The 13,986-nt window shown below is 39.3% G+C and carries 15 protein-coding genes; 14 read left to right on the top strand and 1 reads right to left on the bottom strand.

What is annotated here, in order from left to right:
* Positions 1–95 precede the first annotated feature (95 nt).
* The 9 genes from LIX50_RS05305 (at position 96) to LIX50_RS05265 (ending at position 6,927) form a co-directional block, all read left to right on the top strand.
* The gene (locus LIX50_RS05305) at positions 96–689 is read left to right on the top strand and encodes an OmpH family outer membrane protein (RefSeq protein WP_048952783.1); all 594 of its coding nucleotides are present in this window, start codon (positions 96–98) and stop codon (positions 687–689) included.
* Between the two features lie 15 nt (positions 690–704).
* Complete coding sequence (lpxD, locus tag LIX50_RS05300) at positions 705–1,730, top strand: UDP-3-O-(3-hydroxymyristoyl)glucosamine N-acyltransferase (protein WP_048952784.1); 1,026 nt, start codon at positions 705–707, stop codon at positions 1,728–1,730.
* Positions 1,731–1,875: 145 nt separating this feature from the next.
* Positions 1,876–2,280: a 3-hydroxyacyl-ACP dehydratase FabZ gene (fabZ, locus tag LIX50_RS05295; protein WP_044233196.1), complete on the top strand. Its 405-nt coding sequence runs from the start codon at positions 1,876–1,878 to the stop codon at positions 2,278–2,280.
* 14 nt (positions 2,281–2,294) lie between these two features.
* The gene (gene lpxA, locus LIX50_RS05290; RefSeq protein ID WP_005642748.1) at positions 2,295–3,083 is read left to right on the top strand and encodes an acyl-ACP--UDP-N-acetylglucosamine O-acyltransferase; all 789 of its coding nucleotides are present in this window, start codon (positions 2,295–2,297) and stop codon (positions 3,081–3,083) included.
* Between the two features lie 66 nt (positions 3,084–3,149).
* Positions 3,150–4,322, top strand: a complete 1,173-nt coding sequence (gene lpxB / locus LIX50_RS05285; protein WP_048952785.1) for a lipid-A-disaccharide synthase — start codon at positions 3,150–3,152, stop codon at positions 4,320–4,322.
* Positions 4,315–4,920, top strand: a complete 606-nt coding sequence (gene rnhB / locus LIX50_RS05280; RefSeq protein ID WP_048952786.1) for a ribonuclease HII — start codon at positions 4,315–4,317, stop codon at positions 4,918–4,920. The genes lpxB and rnhB overlap by 8 nt, the downstream gene beginning before the upstream one ends.
* 27 nt (positions 4,921–4,947) lie before the next feature.
* Positions 4,948–5,541 (top strand): molybdopterin adenylyltransferase, encoded by a 594-nt coding sequence (mog, locus tag LIX50_RS05275; RefSeq protein ID WP_048952787.1) that lies wholly within the window; start codon positions 4,948–4,950, stop codon positions 5,539–5,541.
* Between the two features lies 1 nt (position 5,542).
* The gene (gene glnB / locus LIX50_RS05270; protein ID WP_005627040.1) at positions 5,543–5,881 is read left to right on the top strand and encodes a nitrogen regulatory protein P-II; all 339 of its coding nucleotides are present in this window, start codon (positions 5,543–5,545) and stop codon (positions 5,879–5,881) included.
* On the top strand, positions 5,881–6,927 hold the full coding sequence (locus tag LIX50_RS05265; protein ID WP_048952788.1) for an AI-2E family transporter: 1,047 nt from the start codon (positions 5,881–5,883) through the stop codon (positions 6,925–6,927). Before glnB ends, LIX50_RS05265 begins: the two co-directional genes overlap by 1 nt.
* Positions 6,928–6,965: 38 nt before the next feature.
* Here LIX50_RS05265 and priA read toward each other — a convergent pair whose 3' ends face one another.
* Complete coding sequence (gene priA / locus LIX50_RS05260) at positions 6,966–9,158, bottom strand: primosomal protein N' (protein ID WP_048952789.1); 2,193 nt, start codon at positions 9,156–9,158, stop codon at positions 6,966–6,968.
* An 83-nt stretch (positions 9,159–9,241) separates the two neighbouring features.
* On the opposite strand from priA, the gene trmB reads away from it, so the two are divergent.
* From trmB to napA, 5 genes are all read left to right on the top strand, one after another.
* Complete coding sequence (gene trmB, locus LIX50_RS05255) at positions 9,242–9,982, top strand: tRNA (guanosine(46)-N7)-methyltransferase TrmB (protein WP_048952790.1); 741 nt, start codon at positions 9,242–9,244, stop codon at positions 9,980–9,982.
* A 117-nt stretch (positions 9,983–10,099) separates the two neighbouring features.
* On the top strand, positions 10,100–10,444 hold the full coding sequence (locus LIX50_RS05250) for a YggL family protein (RefSeq protein ID WP_005632159.1): 345 nt from the start codon (positions 10,100–10,102) through the stop codon (positions 10,442–10,444).
* 188 nt (positions 10,445–10,632) lie between these two features.
* Positions 10,633–11,175: a ferredoxin-type protein NapF gene (gene napF / locus LIX50_RS05245; protein ID WP_048952791.1), complete on the top strand. Its 543-nt coding sequence runs from the start codon at positions 10,633–10,635 to the stop codon at positions 11,173–11,175.
* The gene (locus tag LIX50_RS05240; RefSeq protein WP_048952871.1) at positions 11,165–11,443 is read left to right on the top strand and encodes a chaperone NapD; all 279 of its coding nucleotides are present in this window, start codon (positions 11,165–11,167) and stop codon (positions 11,441–11,443) included. The genes napF and LIX50_RS05240 overlap by 11 nt, the downstream gene beginning before the upstream one ends.
* Before the next feature lie 40 nt (positions 11,444–11,483).
* The gene (gene napA / locus LIX50_RS05235) at positions 11,484–13,976 is read left to right on the top strand and encodes a nitrate reductase catalytic subunit NapA (RefSeq protein ID WP_048952792.1); all 2,493 of its coding nucleotides are present in this window, start codon (positions 11,484–11,486) and stop codon (positions 13,974–13,976) included.
* Positions 13,977–13,986 lie beyond the last annotated feature (10 nt).

Genomic DNA, 13,986 nt, shown 5'->3' with positions numbered 1-13,986 from the left:
TTTTTGTTGTATCATCATTCAAAGAAAACGTTCTATACTAAATTTGTTTTAGTGTAGAAAGTATTAATAACTCATTGTTTAAGGAAATTTATAAAATGAAAAATGTTGTAAAAGTAACCGCACTTGCATTAGGTATTGCACTTGCTTCAGGCTACGCTGCTGCTGAGGAAAAAATTGCTTTCATTAATGCAGGTTATGTTTTCCAAAACCATCCAGATCGTCAAGCTGTTGCAGATAAATTAGATGCAGAATTTAAACCTGTTGCTGATAAATTAGCTGCAAGCAAAAAAGAAATTGATGATAAAATTGTTGCAGCACGTAAAAAAGTAGAAGCAAAAGCAGCTGCATTAGAAAAAGATGCGGCACGCTTAAGCAAAGCTGATATTCAAAAACGTCAAGATGAAATTAATAAACTCGCTGCTTCTGAAGACGCTTCATTACAAAAATTGATGCAAGAACAAGATAAAAAAGTGGCTGAATTTCAAGCTCAAAATGAAAAACGTCAAGCTGAAGAGCGTGGTAAATTGCTAGATAGTATTCAAACTGCAACAAATAATTATGCAAAAGCAAATGGTTATAGCTATGTGCTTGATGCAAATTCAGTCGTATTTGCGGTAGAGGGTAAAGACATTAGTGATGCTGTGTTAAAAACAATTCCTGCAACACAAAAAACAGAAGAGAAAAAATAATAGGCTTTATTAATCATGTTAAAAACCTATTCTTTACAAGAATTGGCAACTCAAATCGGCGCTACCGTTCGCGGTAACGCCGATGTCGTTGTAGAAAATATCGCTCCTCTTGATAAGGCTCAATGTCATCAGCTTACCTTTATTTCTAATACAAAGTTCCGTTCTTTATTAAAAGATTCTAAGGCTGGTATCTTGGTTGTATCCGAAGCAGATGTAGAGTTTTGTTCACCTGAAAGCAATTTATTAATCGTAAAAGATCCTTATGTTGCCTATGCCATTTTAGCCCAATATATGGATACTACACCTAAAGCAGCTCAAGGTATTGCACCTAGCGCGGTAGTCTCTGGTCATGCATCTTTGGGAGAGAATGTCTCTATCGGTGCAAATACTGTTATTGAAGATGGCGTTGTTCTTGGCGATAACGTTATTATTGGTGCAAATTGCTTTGTGGGTAAAAATACAAAAATCGGTGCGAATACACAGCTTTGGGCAAATGTAAGTATCTATCATGATGTAGAAATTGGTATAAATTGTTTAATTCAATCGGGTGCAGTGATTGGTAGCGATGGTTTTGGTTATGCAAATGATCGTGGGCGTTGGATTAAAATTCCACAAGTTGGTCAGGTAATTATTGGTAATAATGTTGAAATAGGTGCTTGCACTTGTATTGATCGTGGTGCTTTAGATGCAACTGTTATTGAGGATAATGTTATTATTGATAATCTTTGTCAAATTGCCCATAACGTACATATTGGTACCGGCACCGCGGTTGCGGGTGGGGTCATTATGGCTGGAAGCTTAACAGTTGGGCGGTATTGCTTAATTGGTGGTGCGAGTGTAATCAATGGTCATATGGAAATCTGCGATAAGGTAACTATTACAGGTATGGGAATGGTGATGCGTCCAATTACTGAGCCTGGCGTCTATTCATCTGGTATTCCATTGCAAACGAACAAAGCATGGCGTAAAACTGCGGCATTAACTTTGGGAATTGATGAAATAAATAAACGTGTGAAAGCATTAGAGAAGAAGATTAATTAATTTATTGTAGAGCGCACCAACTTTTATGGTGCGTTTTATTTTTAGCCGTAAATATCGTATAATCCAAGAGATTTTATTTGTTTATTTTTTGTAAGGTGTCAACGTGTCAGAACAACAACCAAGAGTGATCGAATCAAAAGAAATTATGACTTTATTACCACATCGCTATCCATTTTTATTAGTGGATCGCGTATTGGATTTTAAAGAAGGCGAATGGTTAAAAGCGATTAAAAATATTAGCGTCAATGAGCCTTGTTTCACAGGTCACTTCCCTGGCGAACCTATTTTACCGGGCGTTTTAATCTTAGAAGCTTTGGCACAGGCAATGGGCATTTTAGCCTTTAAAACTCACGAATTAAAAGGCGGTGAATTATTCTATTTCGCAGGTATTGATGAAGCGCGCTTTAAACGCCCAGTGTTACCTGGAGATCAAATGGAATTAAACGTTCAAGTGATTAAAGAACGCCGTGGCATTACTGCATTTACCGGTGTTGCAACCGTAAACGGTGAAATTGCTTGTGAAGCAAAACTAATGTGCGCTCGTCGTTAATTAAGAGGGTAAATATGATCCACCCAAATGCAAAAATCCATCCTACAGCCTTAGTTGAAGAAGGCGCAGTTATTGGTGAAGGTGTTGTTATCGGGCCTTTCTGTATTGTTGAAGGCACTGTTGAAATTAAAGCTCGCACTGTATTGAAATCTCACGTTGTCGTACGTGGCGATACGGTTATTGGCGAAGATAATGAAATCTATCAATTCGCTAGCATTGGTGAAGTGAACCAAGATTTAAAATATAACGGCGAAGCAACCAAAACGATTATTGGTAATGGCAACCGAATTCGTGAACACGTGACAATCCATCGCGGCACCATCCAAGGCGGTGGCGTAACCTCTATTGGCAATAACAATTTATTAATGGTGAATGTTCACGTTGCACACGATTGCCAAATTAAAAACAACTGTATTTTAGCAAACAATGCAACGCTTGCAGGTCACGTAGAATTAGATGATTTCGTGATTGTTGGTGGTATGTCAGCAATTCACCAATTTGTAATCGTTGGTGCACACGTCATGTTAGGCGGTGGTTCTATGGTAAGCCAAGATGTACCTCCTTACGTTATGGCTCAAGGCAACCACGCCCGTCCATTCGGCGTAAACTTAGAAGGTTTAAAACGTCGTGGTTTTGATAAACCAACCATGCACGCAATCCGTAACGTTTATAAAATGATCTATCGTAGCGGTAAAACGCTCGAAGAAGTGTTACCAGAAATTGAGCAAATTGCGGAAACCGATTCAGCGATTAGTTTCTTTGTTGAATTTTTCAAACGTTCAACTCGCGGTATTATTCGTTAATAAAGTATCTCTGTTTTCAACCGCACTTTGCACACCAAAGTGCGGTTATTTTTTAGGGTAAATTTGATGAACAAAACAAATCCAACCATTGCTCTTGTTGCTGGAGAAGTATCTGGCGATATTCTCGGGGCGGGGTTAATTCGACAGCTCAAAGCTCATTATCCTAATGCTCGCTTTATTGGCATTGCAGGCCCAAGAATGTTAGCTGAAGGCTGTGAAACGCTCGTCGATATGGAAGAGCTTTCAGTCATGGGCTTGGCTGAAATTTTGAAACATCTTCCTCGCCTGTTGAAAATTCGCAAAAATGTCATTCAAACTATGCTGCAAGAAAAACCTGATGTTTACATCGGCATTGATGCGCCTGATTTTAATTTGGATGTAGAACTCAAGCTCAAAGCAAACGGAATTAAAACTATTCATTACGTAAGCCCCTCTGTATGGGCATGGCGTCAAAATCGCATCCATAAAATTGCCAAAGCGACCCATCAAGTTCTTGCCTTTTTGCCTTTTGAGAAAGCCTTTTACGATAAATTTAATGTGCCTTGCCGTTTTATTGGGCACACAATGGCAGATGCTATTCCGCTCAAACCAAACCGTGCCGAAGCCTGCCAAATGCTCCAGATTGATCCCACACAACGCTATTTAGCTATATTAGTTGGAAGTCGTGGATCAGAAGTGGAGTTTTTGACTGAGCCTTTCTTGAAAGCCGCTTTATTGTTAAAAGAACAATTCCCTGATTTACAATTCCTAGTTCCTTTGGTGAACGAAAAACGACGAATTCAATTTGAAGCCATTAAAGCTAAAATTGCGCCAAATCTAGATCTGCATTTAATTGATGGCAATGCACGACAAGCAATGATCGCAGCTGATGCTACACTTCTTGCTTCCGGAACAGCTGCACTTGAAGCAATGCTTTGTAAATCACCCATGGTGGTTGGCTATCGAATGAAACCACTGACCTATTTCTTAGCAAAACGTTTAGTGAAAACCGATTATATTTCTTTACCAAACTTACTTGCGAATGAAATGCTCGTTCCTGAAATGATTCAAGAAGAATGCACGCCAGAATTACTCGCTGAAAAACTATCTGTTTATCTTTCTGATGATGAAAGTGCGGTAAAAAATCGCCATGTTTTAATTCAGCACTTCACAGATTTACACCAAAAAATTCAATGCAATGCCGATAAGCAAGCAGCTCAAGCGGTCATTGATTTATTAGAAGGAACAGAAAATGTTTGAATATCCACAAGGCTATGAATTGATCGCTGGCGTTGATGAAGTTGGGCGAGGCCCTCTAGTTGGGGCTGTTGTAACGGCAGCCGTTATTTTAGATCCGAATAACCCAATTGAAGGCCTCGCTGATTCTAAAAAACTTTCTGAGAAAAAACGTTTAGCACTTGCTGAAGAAATCAAAGAAAAAGCTCTTGCTTGGGCATTAGGACGAGCTGAAGCTAACGAAATTGACGAGATAAATATCCTGCAAGCCTCCTTGCTGGCAATGACTCGAGCGGTAAAATCTTTAAAAATTCAACCGCACTTTGTGTTGGTTGATGGCAATAAGATCCCAAAAGATTTAAATATTCCAGCGCAAGCCGTCGTAAAAGGCGATAGCCTTGTGGCGGAAATCAGTGCAGCCTCTATTTTGGCGAAAGTGGCACGAGACCAAGAAATGGAAGAATTAGACAAGCAATATCCAGAATACGCTTTCGCCCAGCATAAAGGCTATCCAACCAAATTACATTTGGAAAAATTAGCTGAACTTGGCGCATTACCGCAACACCGTCGTAGTTTTACACCTGTTAAAAAGGTATTGGAAACTAAATTTACTGATAAATAGATATATACACTTAAAATAAGGAAAAATATGACCGCACTTTTAAAAATTGGTCTGGTGTCTGTTTCTGATCGAGCATCAGCAGGCGTGTATCAAGATCAAGGCATCCCAGAATTACAGGCTTGGTTAGAACAAGCGCTTGTTGATCCTTTCCATTTGGAAACAAGATTAATCCCCGATGAACAGCCAGTTATTGAACAAACATTAAAAGATCTGGTGGATGAACAAGGTTGCCATTTAGTGCTGACAACCGGAGGAACAGGGCCTGCAAAACGCGATGTAACGCCTGACGCCACCCTTGCGGTAGCAGATCGAGAAATGCCGGGTTTTGGCGAACAAATGCGCCAAGTTAGTTTGCATTTTGTGCCCACTGCAATTTTATCCCGTCAAGTGGGCGTGATTCGTAAGGAAAGCCTGATTTTAAATCTTCCTGGTCAGCCTAAAGCGATAAAAGAAACCTTAGAAGGCGTGAAAGATAAAGAAGGAAATGTGCTTGTAAAAGGCATTTTTAGTGCAGTGCCTTATTGTTTGCAATTGATTAACGGCTTATATATTGATACCAAGCCTGAAATCATCGAAAGTTTCCGTCCTAAATCTGCAAGACGTGAAAATCTGGAGAAATAGCATGAAAAAAATCGAAGCAATGATTAAACCGTTTAAATTAGATGATGTGCGAGAAAGTCTTTCAGATATTGGTATTTCAGGTATGACAATCACGGAAGTACGTGGATTCGGTCGCCAAAAAGGTCATACAGAACTTTATCGTGGTGCAGAATATATGGTGGACTTTCTGCCGAAAGTGAAATTGGAAGTAGTGGTTCCTGATGAGCTTGTGGATCAATGTATTGAAGCTATTATTGAAACGGCACAAACAGGCAAAATTGGTGACGGCAAAATTTTTGTTTATAACGTTGAGCGAGCGATCCGAATTCGCACAGGCGAAGAAAACGAGGATGCGATTTAGTGCAAAATAATTTAAATTTACACCGCACTTTGCTTGGCATTGCTTCGGTGATTATTATCTTAGCTGGCGTAAAATTGGCGGCAGAAATTGTGGTGCCATTCTTGCTATCGCTGTTTATCGCGATAATTTGTTCACCGATGATTAAGGCGATGACGCAACGCCGAATTCCTCATTGGTTAGCTATTACTTTGCTTTTCGTCTTGATTTCTTTGGTGTTTTTCTTCTTAGTCGGGTTGATTAACAGCACTGCAAGAGAATTTACCCAATCTATTCCACAATATAAAGTTTTGCTTTCACAACGCGTGAGTGATTTAACTGGATTATTGCAGCGTTTCAATTTGCCTTTCACGCTTTCACGTGAAACCATCCAAGAAAATTTTGACCCAAGCATCATTATGAATTTTGTGAGCCGAGTATTGCTGAATTTTTCTGGTGTGGTGAGTAATGTGTTTGTTTTGGTATTAGTCGTGATTTTTATGCTTGCTGAAGCGCCAACAATGAAACATAAATTTGCTATGGTGATTAGTTCCACCCCTCATGATGCCGCCAAAGAAGAACGCCATATTGATCGCGTTTTGCAAGGCGTAATTGGTTATCTTGGCATTAAAAGTATCACGAGCTTGCTTACTGGTGTTGGTATTTTTATTTTGTTGGAAGCCTGTGGGGTTCAATATGCCATTTTGTGGGCAACCTTGAGTTTCTTGCTGAATTATATTCCCAATATTGGTTCTATCATTGCAGCTATTCCAATTATTGTGCAAGCCTTATTACTGAATGGTTTTGGCATTGGCTTTGGCGTGGCAATAGGTGTTATTGCGATTAATATGGTTGTCGGTAACATTATTGAACCTAAAATGATGGGTGAGCGATTAGGGCTTTCAACCTTAGTGGTGTTCCTTTCATTATTGTTTTGGGGATGGTTACTTGGAACAGTGGGAATGCTACTATCTGTTCCCCTTACAATGGCATTAAAAATTGCCTTGGAGTCGAGCCCCAATACGGCGAAATATGCCTGTCTATTGGGTGATGTCGAAGATTTCAAATAGATTTTATAGAGAAAGTGCGGTGAATTTTCACCGCATTTTTATGATAAGTCTTGCGGATCGATGTCCAAAATTAACCGCACTTGGCTGTTTTTTTCAAGTTCGGCTTGTTGATATTCTCTCAATGCTTTTTGCAACGTCATTCTTGACGGATGTTGCAATAATAACTGCCAGCGATATTGCCCTGCTTTTTTGCTGAACGGTGCAGGCATTGGACCAAGCATTTGCAATCCCGTGATTTGCTTTGATTGAAAAAAATCTACAATCTGGCTTAAGCAATTTTCTGCAAGCTCAGAATGTCTAGCCTGTGCTTTGAATAACGCCTGGAAAGTGAAAGGCGGCAATCCCATTGAATGGCGTAATTGTAAGGTTTCTTTTGCAAAAGCTTGATAGCCATTCGCTAATAACGTAGTGAGCAAAGGATGATCAGGATAATGTGTTTGTAGCACGACTTCGCCTTGTTTATCGGCACGCCCTGCACGTCCAGCAACTTGAATATAAAGTTGAGCTAAACGTTCTTCTGCACGAAAATCCAGTGAAAATAATGCACTATCTACATTCACTAAGGCAACGAGAGTAACATTCGGAAAATGATGTCCTTTCGCAAGCATTTGTGTGCCAATCAAAATTTGACTTTTGCCTTGTTGAATATCTTCTAAATAACCTTCCAATTTTCCTTTACGCGCAGTGCTATCGCGGTCGATTCGCGCTACAGAATAATGAGGAAATAGCATTTTCAAGGTTTCTTCTAATTGTTCCGTGCCGAGACCTGTAGTGACTAAATGAGTCGAGCCACAATCACCACATTGTCGAGGAATAGTTTTCTGAGCGCCACAATGATGACAACGCAATACATTTTGATGCTGATGATAGGTATAAGGTTTTTCACAATGAGGGCATTGTGCGATCCAACCACATTCGTGGCAAAGCAATACGGGCGCAAAGCCACGACGATTCAAGAAAAGTAACACTTGATTGCCTTTCTCTAGATGAGCTTTCATTCGTTCCAATAAAGGTTTTGAAAGCCCGTTTTGTATGTATTGATTTTTCAAATCAATAACAAAATGGCGAAGTGCGGTGGAACTCCCCGCTCTTTTTGACAAAACTAAATGTTGGTATTTGCCGTTTTGTACATTATTAATACTTTCTAAACTTGGCGTGGCGGAACCCATTAATACGGCAATATTCAGTTTTTGAGCTAGCACAATCGCCAAGTCTCGCGCGTGATAACGCCAGCTGTCTTGCTGTTTGTAAGACGCATCGTGTTCTTCATCCAAAATAATTGCACCAAGATTAGAAAATTGCGTGAACAATGCCGATCTCGTGCCAATCACAATGGCACTTTGTCCTGAACGAGCACGATCCCATACATAAAGCCGTTGCGTATCGGTTAAATTAGAATGCAGCACATCAATTTCTACGTTGAAACGCGCTTTGAAACGGTGCACTGTTTGTGGTGTTAGCCCGATTTCGGGTACAAGTACTAATACTTGCTTACCCGATTTTAAAATTTCTTCAATATATTGCAGATAAATTTCTGTTTTACCTGAACCAGTCACCCCATCGAGCAGCCATACATTGAAGCCAGAATGAAAGAGCAATTGGCTAAACGCTAAGGATTGCTGCTTATTTAAGGTTAAACGATTTTCAGCATTGACAATTGGGTTATTGCCTAAGCTTTGTTGCCAGCTTAGGGGCGTTGTTTGGATAGTAATTTCCTCAATAAACCCTTTGGCTTTTAAGGTTGACCAAATCGCAGAGGAAAACTCATTATTGCCTTTTTCAAGATCTATTTCAGATAAGCATTGTAGGGCTTCAACTTGCTTTTTCGAGCGTTTTAACAGGCCTTGTTCAAGGGCATTTTTCCCCGCATCTGTAATTCGCCAAAAAGTGCGGTCATTTTTCACCGCACTTTCGCCGTTACGCAATTTCACAGGCAAGGCTTGAAATAACACATCGCCTAATCCCGCTTGATAATAATTTGCTGCCCAATGAAGCCAATCCCAATAAATTGGGGTAAAGAGCGGTGCTAAATCCAATGGTTGAAGAATGGCTTTAAGTTTATCCTCTGGAACGTCTGATTTTGTTGGGAAATTAGCCACAATCGCTACGCGTTTTTGCGTACCAAAAGGCACAAGAACACGCATACCGATTTGTAATGAAACATCATCGGGGACGAGATAATCAAATAAACGAGGAAGCGGCACAGCCAGTGCCACTCGGACAATTTTCATAATCAACCTTGGGAAAAAATTTGCCCTATTATACGAGAAAAACGTGTATAATCGCCGCCAATTTTTTCACGAACAAGATTTTTATGACACAAACTTTTGCTGATCAAAAACGTAAAACCGTTGAAACCGCAGAATTTACCGAAGATGGCCGTTATAAACGAAAAGTCCGTAGTTTTGTGCTCCGCACTGGTCGTTTGAGCGAATTTCAAAGAAATATGATGAATGATAACTGGGGAACACTTGGTTTAGATTATCAAACGGAACCTTTTGATTTTGTGAAGATTTATGGCAATGATAATCCAGTTGTATTAGAAATTGGCTTTGGAATGGGAAAATCGCTCGTGGATATGGCTTTTGCTAATCCTGACAAAAATTACCTTGGTATTGAAGTTCATACTCCTGGCGTTGGTGCTTGTATTGCTTATGCTGTGGAAAAAGGCGTAACGAATTTACGTGTGATTTGTCATGATGCAACGGAAATTTTACGAGACAGTATTGCAGATGGTGCGCTTGGCGGTTTACAGTTATTTTTCCCCGATCCTTGGCATAAAGCAAAACATCATAAACGTCGTATTGTTCAACCGCACTTTGTGGCACAAGTGGTACAAAAATTAGGTGAAAATGGTTTTATCCATATGGCGACAGACTGGGAAAATTATGCAGAGCAAATGCTAGAAGTATTAAGCGCAAACACTGATTTAGTGAACATCTCGAAAAATGGCGATTATATTCCAAGACCAGATTTTAGACCTTTAACTAAATTTGAAGCCAGAGGCCACAGACTTGGTCATGGTGTTTGGGATTTATACTTTGTGAAGAAATAAGCCTATTTTGAGCAAGTTAACTTTTGGGTGAAGATTGAAGTTGGGGAAATCCGATGCCAAATTCACGAATTTAATATAGAATACTGATTTGAATACGACCTTAATAGGAGAAATACCATGTCTAAATCTTACAATCAACGTCAACGCAAAAAACTTCACCTCGCTGAATTCCAAGAACTTGGTTTTCTTGTAAATTTCCAATTTGCAGAAGGTACTGCGATTGAAACTGTAGATGAAATCGTTGATCGTTTTATTAACGAAGTGATTCAACCAAATGGTCTAGCTTATGAAGGTAGCGGGTATTTACATTGGGAAGGTTTAGTTTGCCTAGAAAAAATTGGTAAATGTGATGAAAGCCACCGTGAAACTGTGAAAAAATGGTTAGAAACAAATGGTTTGCAACAAATTGAAGTAAGCGAATTATTTGATATTTGGTGGGAATATCCAGCAAAAGCAGAGTAGTTTTGTTAAAATATCGCGGTAAAAAACAACTATGTCGAGTTATTTTTTATTACGATTTAAATTTGATCTATCACAAAGAAAGTTCAAAAAAAGTAAATAACTACCTATTTTGGGTGGTTCCTATTCCTGGTTAGGAACTTCATAATCACCAACCCAAAAGTACTGACGGATTTATAGAAGGCACCTGGATGACTGTTGAAAACTTACCCCGCAGACAATTTTTACGAGGTAAATTTTTAACGTCTTTGCATACGAAAACCGAGCAAAAACAAGGCTTTGATGGGGTTCGCCCTCCTTGGACCGTTGAAAATTCTATTTTTGTAGAGCAATGTACGCGCTGTGGCGATTGTCTTTCTGTCTGTGAAACCAATATTTTGGTAAAAGGCGATGGTGGATTCCCTGAAGTGTGTTTCGATAAGGGGGAATGTACTTTTTGTGGAAAATGTGTAGATATATGTAAACAACCAATTTTCCGTTCTTGTTCTGAGCAACCTTGGAACCATAAAATTGAGATTGGTAAAGATTGTTTAACGGAAAAAAATATAGCTTGTCGTAGTTGTCAAGATAATTGCCCAAAGAACGCAATTAAATTTCGTTGGCAAGCAGGTGGAATAGCCAAGCCTGTATTAGATGTGGATGCTTGTAATGGTTGTGGCGCTTGCATTCAACGTTGTCCTGTCGATGCAATAACTTTGTTTTATCCATCTCACAATAATGAAAATGAAAATTAACGATTTAATAAAAACAGATACAGTTGAGAAATGGCAGGTTTGTGGCATTGTTGTGCAATGTATGGTGTCAAAACTTGGTATAATTCAAAGTGAGCTTTCCAAATTACCTGATACTGAAATTCATGCAGTCAATGAGGAAAATGGTAAAATTGTTGCAGTAATGCAAGCAAATAGTCAGAAAGAATTAGCTAATCGTATGGAATTGGCTAGAGATATTGATGGTGTTATTACGGTTTCGTTAGTTTATCATCAAGTAGAAGATAATTAGTTTTTTATTTTTTAGTGTTAATAATAGTGGGGGAAACACTATGAGCATAAGTCGTCGTGACTTTATGAAGGCAAATGCTGCTGCAGCGGCAGCAGTTGCTGCTGGTATTAGTATTCCAATCAAAAATGTTGCAGCGGAAGAAAATATCAATAAAGATATTCATTGGGAAAAAGCACCTTGCCGTTTCTGTGGTACAGGTTGTAGTGTAATGGTTGGTACACAAGATGGCCGTGTTGTTGCTACTTATGCCGATCCAGATGCTGAAGTAAACCGTGGATTGAATTGTATTAAAGGGTTGTTCTTATCTAAAATTATGTATGGTAAGGATCGTTTAACCCAGCCATTGCTTCGAATGAAAGATGGTAAATATGATAAAAATGGTGAGTTTACGCCAGTAAGTTGGGAAACTGCATTTACTGTATTTGCGGATAAAACGAAAGAAGCAATTCGTAAGAAAGGTCCAAGTTCTGTTGCACATTACTGCTCTGGTCAAACTACAGTTATTGAAGGCTACGCAAAATCTAAATTCTATAAAGCTGGTTTACGTTCAAACAATATTGATCCAAATGCGCGTCAATGTATGGCATCTGCCGCAACTGGCTTTATTCGTACCTTTGGTGTTGATGAACCGATGGGATGTTATGATGACATCGAGAATGCGGATGTTATGGTGCTTTGGGGCTCTAATATGGCTGAAATGCACCCAATTTTATGGTCACGTATTGCCGATCGCAAATTAAACCACCCAGATCTGAAAATTTTTGTTCTTTCAACGTTTGAACATCGTTCATTTGAATTAGCAGATTATGGCATTGTATTCATTCCTCAAACAGACCTAGCTATTGCTAACTATATTTCAAACTATATCATCCAAAATGGTGGTGTAGATGAGAAATTTGTTGCAGAAAATACTAAATTTAAAAAGGCTACAACAGATATTGGTTATGCACTTAGACCTGATCATGCTTTAGAAAAAGCTGCGAAAAATGCGGGGAAAGGTGCAGGTAAAATGCTTGATTTTACCTTTGATGAATATAAGAAATTTGTATCAGAGTATGATCTTGAGTATACCCATAAACTAACAGGAGTTCCTAAAAATCAATTAGAAGCACTTGCGCAAGCATATGCTGATCCAAAAACAAATGTTACTTCATTCTGGACAATGGGTGTTAACCAGCATACTCGTGGTGTGTGGTTAAACCAAATGTTACATAGTTTACATTTATTAACAGGCAAGATTTCTAAACCAGGTAACCACCCATTCTCTTTGACGGGTCAACCATCTGCTTGTGGTACTGCTCGTGAAGTTGGAACATTCCCACACCGTTTACCTGCGGATATGCTTGTTACAAACCCACAACATGTGGCAAAAGCAGAAAGTATTTGGAAGTTGCCAGCTGGTGCGGTGCAAACGCAAGTTGGCTTGTCAATTAATGAAATTGACCGTGCAATGAAAGATGGCAAAATCAATGTTTACTGGCAAATGTGTAATAACCATATGCAGTCTGGCCCAAATAGTAATCAGGAACGTATGCCAGCTTGGCGAGATCCACAAAACTTTATTGTTGTATCGGATCCTTATCCAACAGCAAGTGCAGTAGCGGCTGACTTAATTTTACCAACTGCAATGTGGGTGGAAAAAGAAGGGGCTTTTGGTAACGCTGAGCGTCGTACCCAAGCATGGAAACAGCAGGTAAAAGCACCTGGTGAGGCAAAATCTGATTTATGGCAAGTTCTTGAGTTTTCTAAATATTTTAAAACTGATGAAGTCTGGCCAAAAGAATTGCTTGACGCTAATCCGCAATTTAAAGGTAAAACGTTATATGAAGTGCTTTATTTAAATGGCAACGTGAATAAATTTGAAAAACCAACAGATCATTTAAATGATGATGCTGAGCATTTTGGCTTCTATTTACAAAAAGGTTTATTTGAAGAATATGCTGAGTTTGGGCGCGGTCACGGACACGATTTAGCACCATATGATATGTATCAAAGTGAAGAAGTTCGTGGATTACGTTGGCCTGTCGTAAATGGTGTTGAAACACGTTGGCGTTATCGTAAGGGATATGACTTCTTTGCTTCTAAAGACCGTGAAGTAGATTTCTATGGTCAAAAAGATAAAAGAGCGGTTATTTTTGCCGCACCTTATGAGGCACCTGCAGAATCACCAGATGAAGAATACGATATGTGGTTATGTACTGGCCGTGTTTTAGAACATTGGCATACAGGTACTATGACACGTCGTGTACCAGAAATTCACCGTTCATTCCCAAACAATGTTGTATATATGCATCCGCTAGATGCTGAGGCACGTGGAATGCGTCATGGCGATAAAATTAAATTGATTACTCGTCGTGGTGAGATGGTATCTTATTTGGATACACGTGGACGTAATAAGCCACCTCGCGGTTTAGTTTTCACTATGTTCTTTGATGCGGGTCAGCAAGTTAACCGCTTAACCTTAGATGCGGCAGACCCAATTTCAAAAGAAACTGACTATAAAAAATGTGCAGTTAAAGTAGTAAAAGCGTAAAACGTATGCG

The organism is Haemophilus sp. Marseille-P9675 (genome assembly GCF_916862695.1).
Taxonomy (GTDB): domain Bacteria; phylum Pseudomonadota; class Gammaproteobacteria; order Enterobacterales; family Pasteurellaceae; genus Haemophilus; species Haemophilus haemolyticus_K.
This window is presented reverse-complemented; position numbering and strand designations above follow the sequence as displayed.

Excerpts from the sequence above, each read along its gene's own strand:
- napF (WP_048952791.1), top strand. The coding sequence starts at position 10,633 with ATGACTGTTGAAAACTTACCCCGCAGACAATTTTTACGAGGTAAATTT.
- priA (WP_048952789.1), bottom strand. The coding sequence starts at position 9,158 with ATGAAAATTGTCCGAGTGGCACTGGCTGTGCCGCTTCCTCGTTTATTT.
- trmB (WP_048952790.1), top strand. The coding sequence starts at position 9,242 with ATGACACAAACTTTTGCTGATCAAAAACGTAAAACCGTTGAAACCGCA.
- LIX50_RS05305 (WP_048952783.1), top strand. The coding sequence starts at position 96 with ATGAAAAATGTTGTAAAAGTAACCGCACTTGCATTAGGTATTGCACTT.
- LIX50_RS05240 (WP_048952871.1), top strand. The coding sequence starts at position 11,165 with ATGAAAATTAACGATTTAATAAAAACAGATACAGTTGAGAAATGGCAG.
- napA (WP_048952792.1), top strand. The coding sequence starts at position 11,484 with ATGAGCATAAGTCGTCGTGACTTTATGAAGGCAAATGCTGCTGCAGCG.
- lpxA (WP_005642748.1), top strand. The coding sequence starts at position 2,295 with ATGATCCACCCAAATGCAAAAATCCATCCTACAGCCTTAGTTGAAGAA.
- lpxD (WP_048952784.1), top strand. The coding sequence starts at position 705 with ATGTTAAAAACCTATTCTTTACAAGAATTGGCAACTCAAATCGGCGCT.
- lpxB (WP_048952785.1), top strand. The coding sequence starts at position 3,150 with ATGAACAAAACAAATCCAACCATTGCTCTTGTTGCTGGAGAAGTATCT.
- fabZ (WP_044233196.1), top strand. The coding sequence starts at position 1,876 with ATGACTTTATTACCACATCGCTATCCATTTTTATTAGTGGATCGCGTA.
- LIX50_RS05250 (WP_005632159.1), top strand. The coding sequence starts at position 10,100 with ATGTCTAAATCTTACAATCAACGTCAACGCAAAAAACTTCACCTCGCT.
- glnB (WP_005627040.1), top strand. The coding sequence starts at position 5,543 with ATGAAAAAAATCGAAGCAATGATTAAACCGTTTAAATTAGATGATGTG.
- mog (WP_048952787.1), top strand. The coding sequence starts at position 4,948 with ATGACCGCACTTTTAAAAATTGGTCTGGTGTCTGTTTCTGATCGAGCA.
- rnhB (WP_048952786.1), top strand. The coding sequence starts at position 4,315 with ATGTTTGAATATCCACAAGGCTATGAATTGATCGCTGGCGTTGATGAA.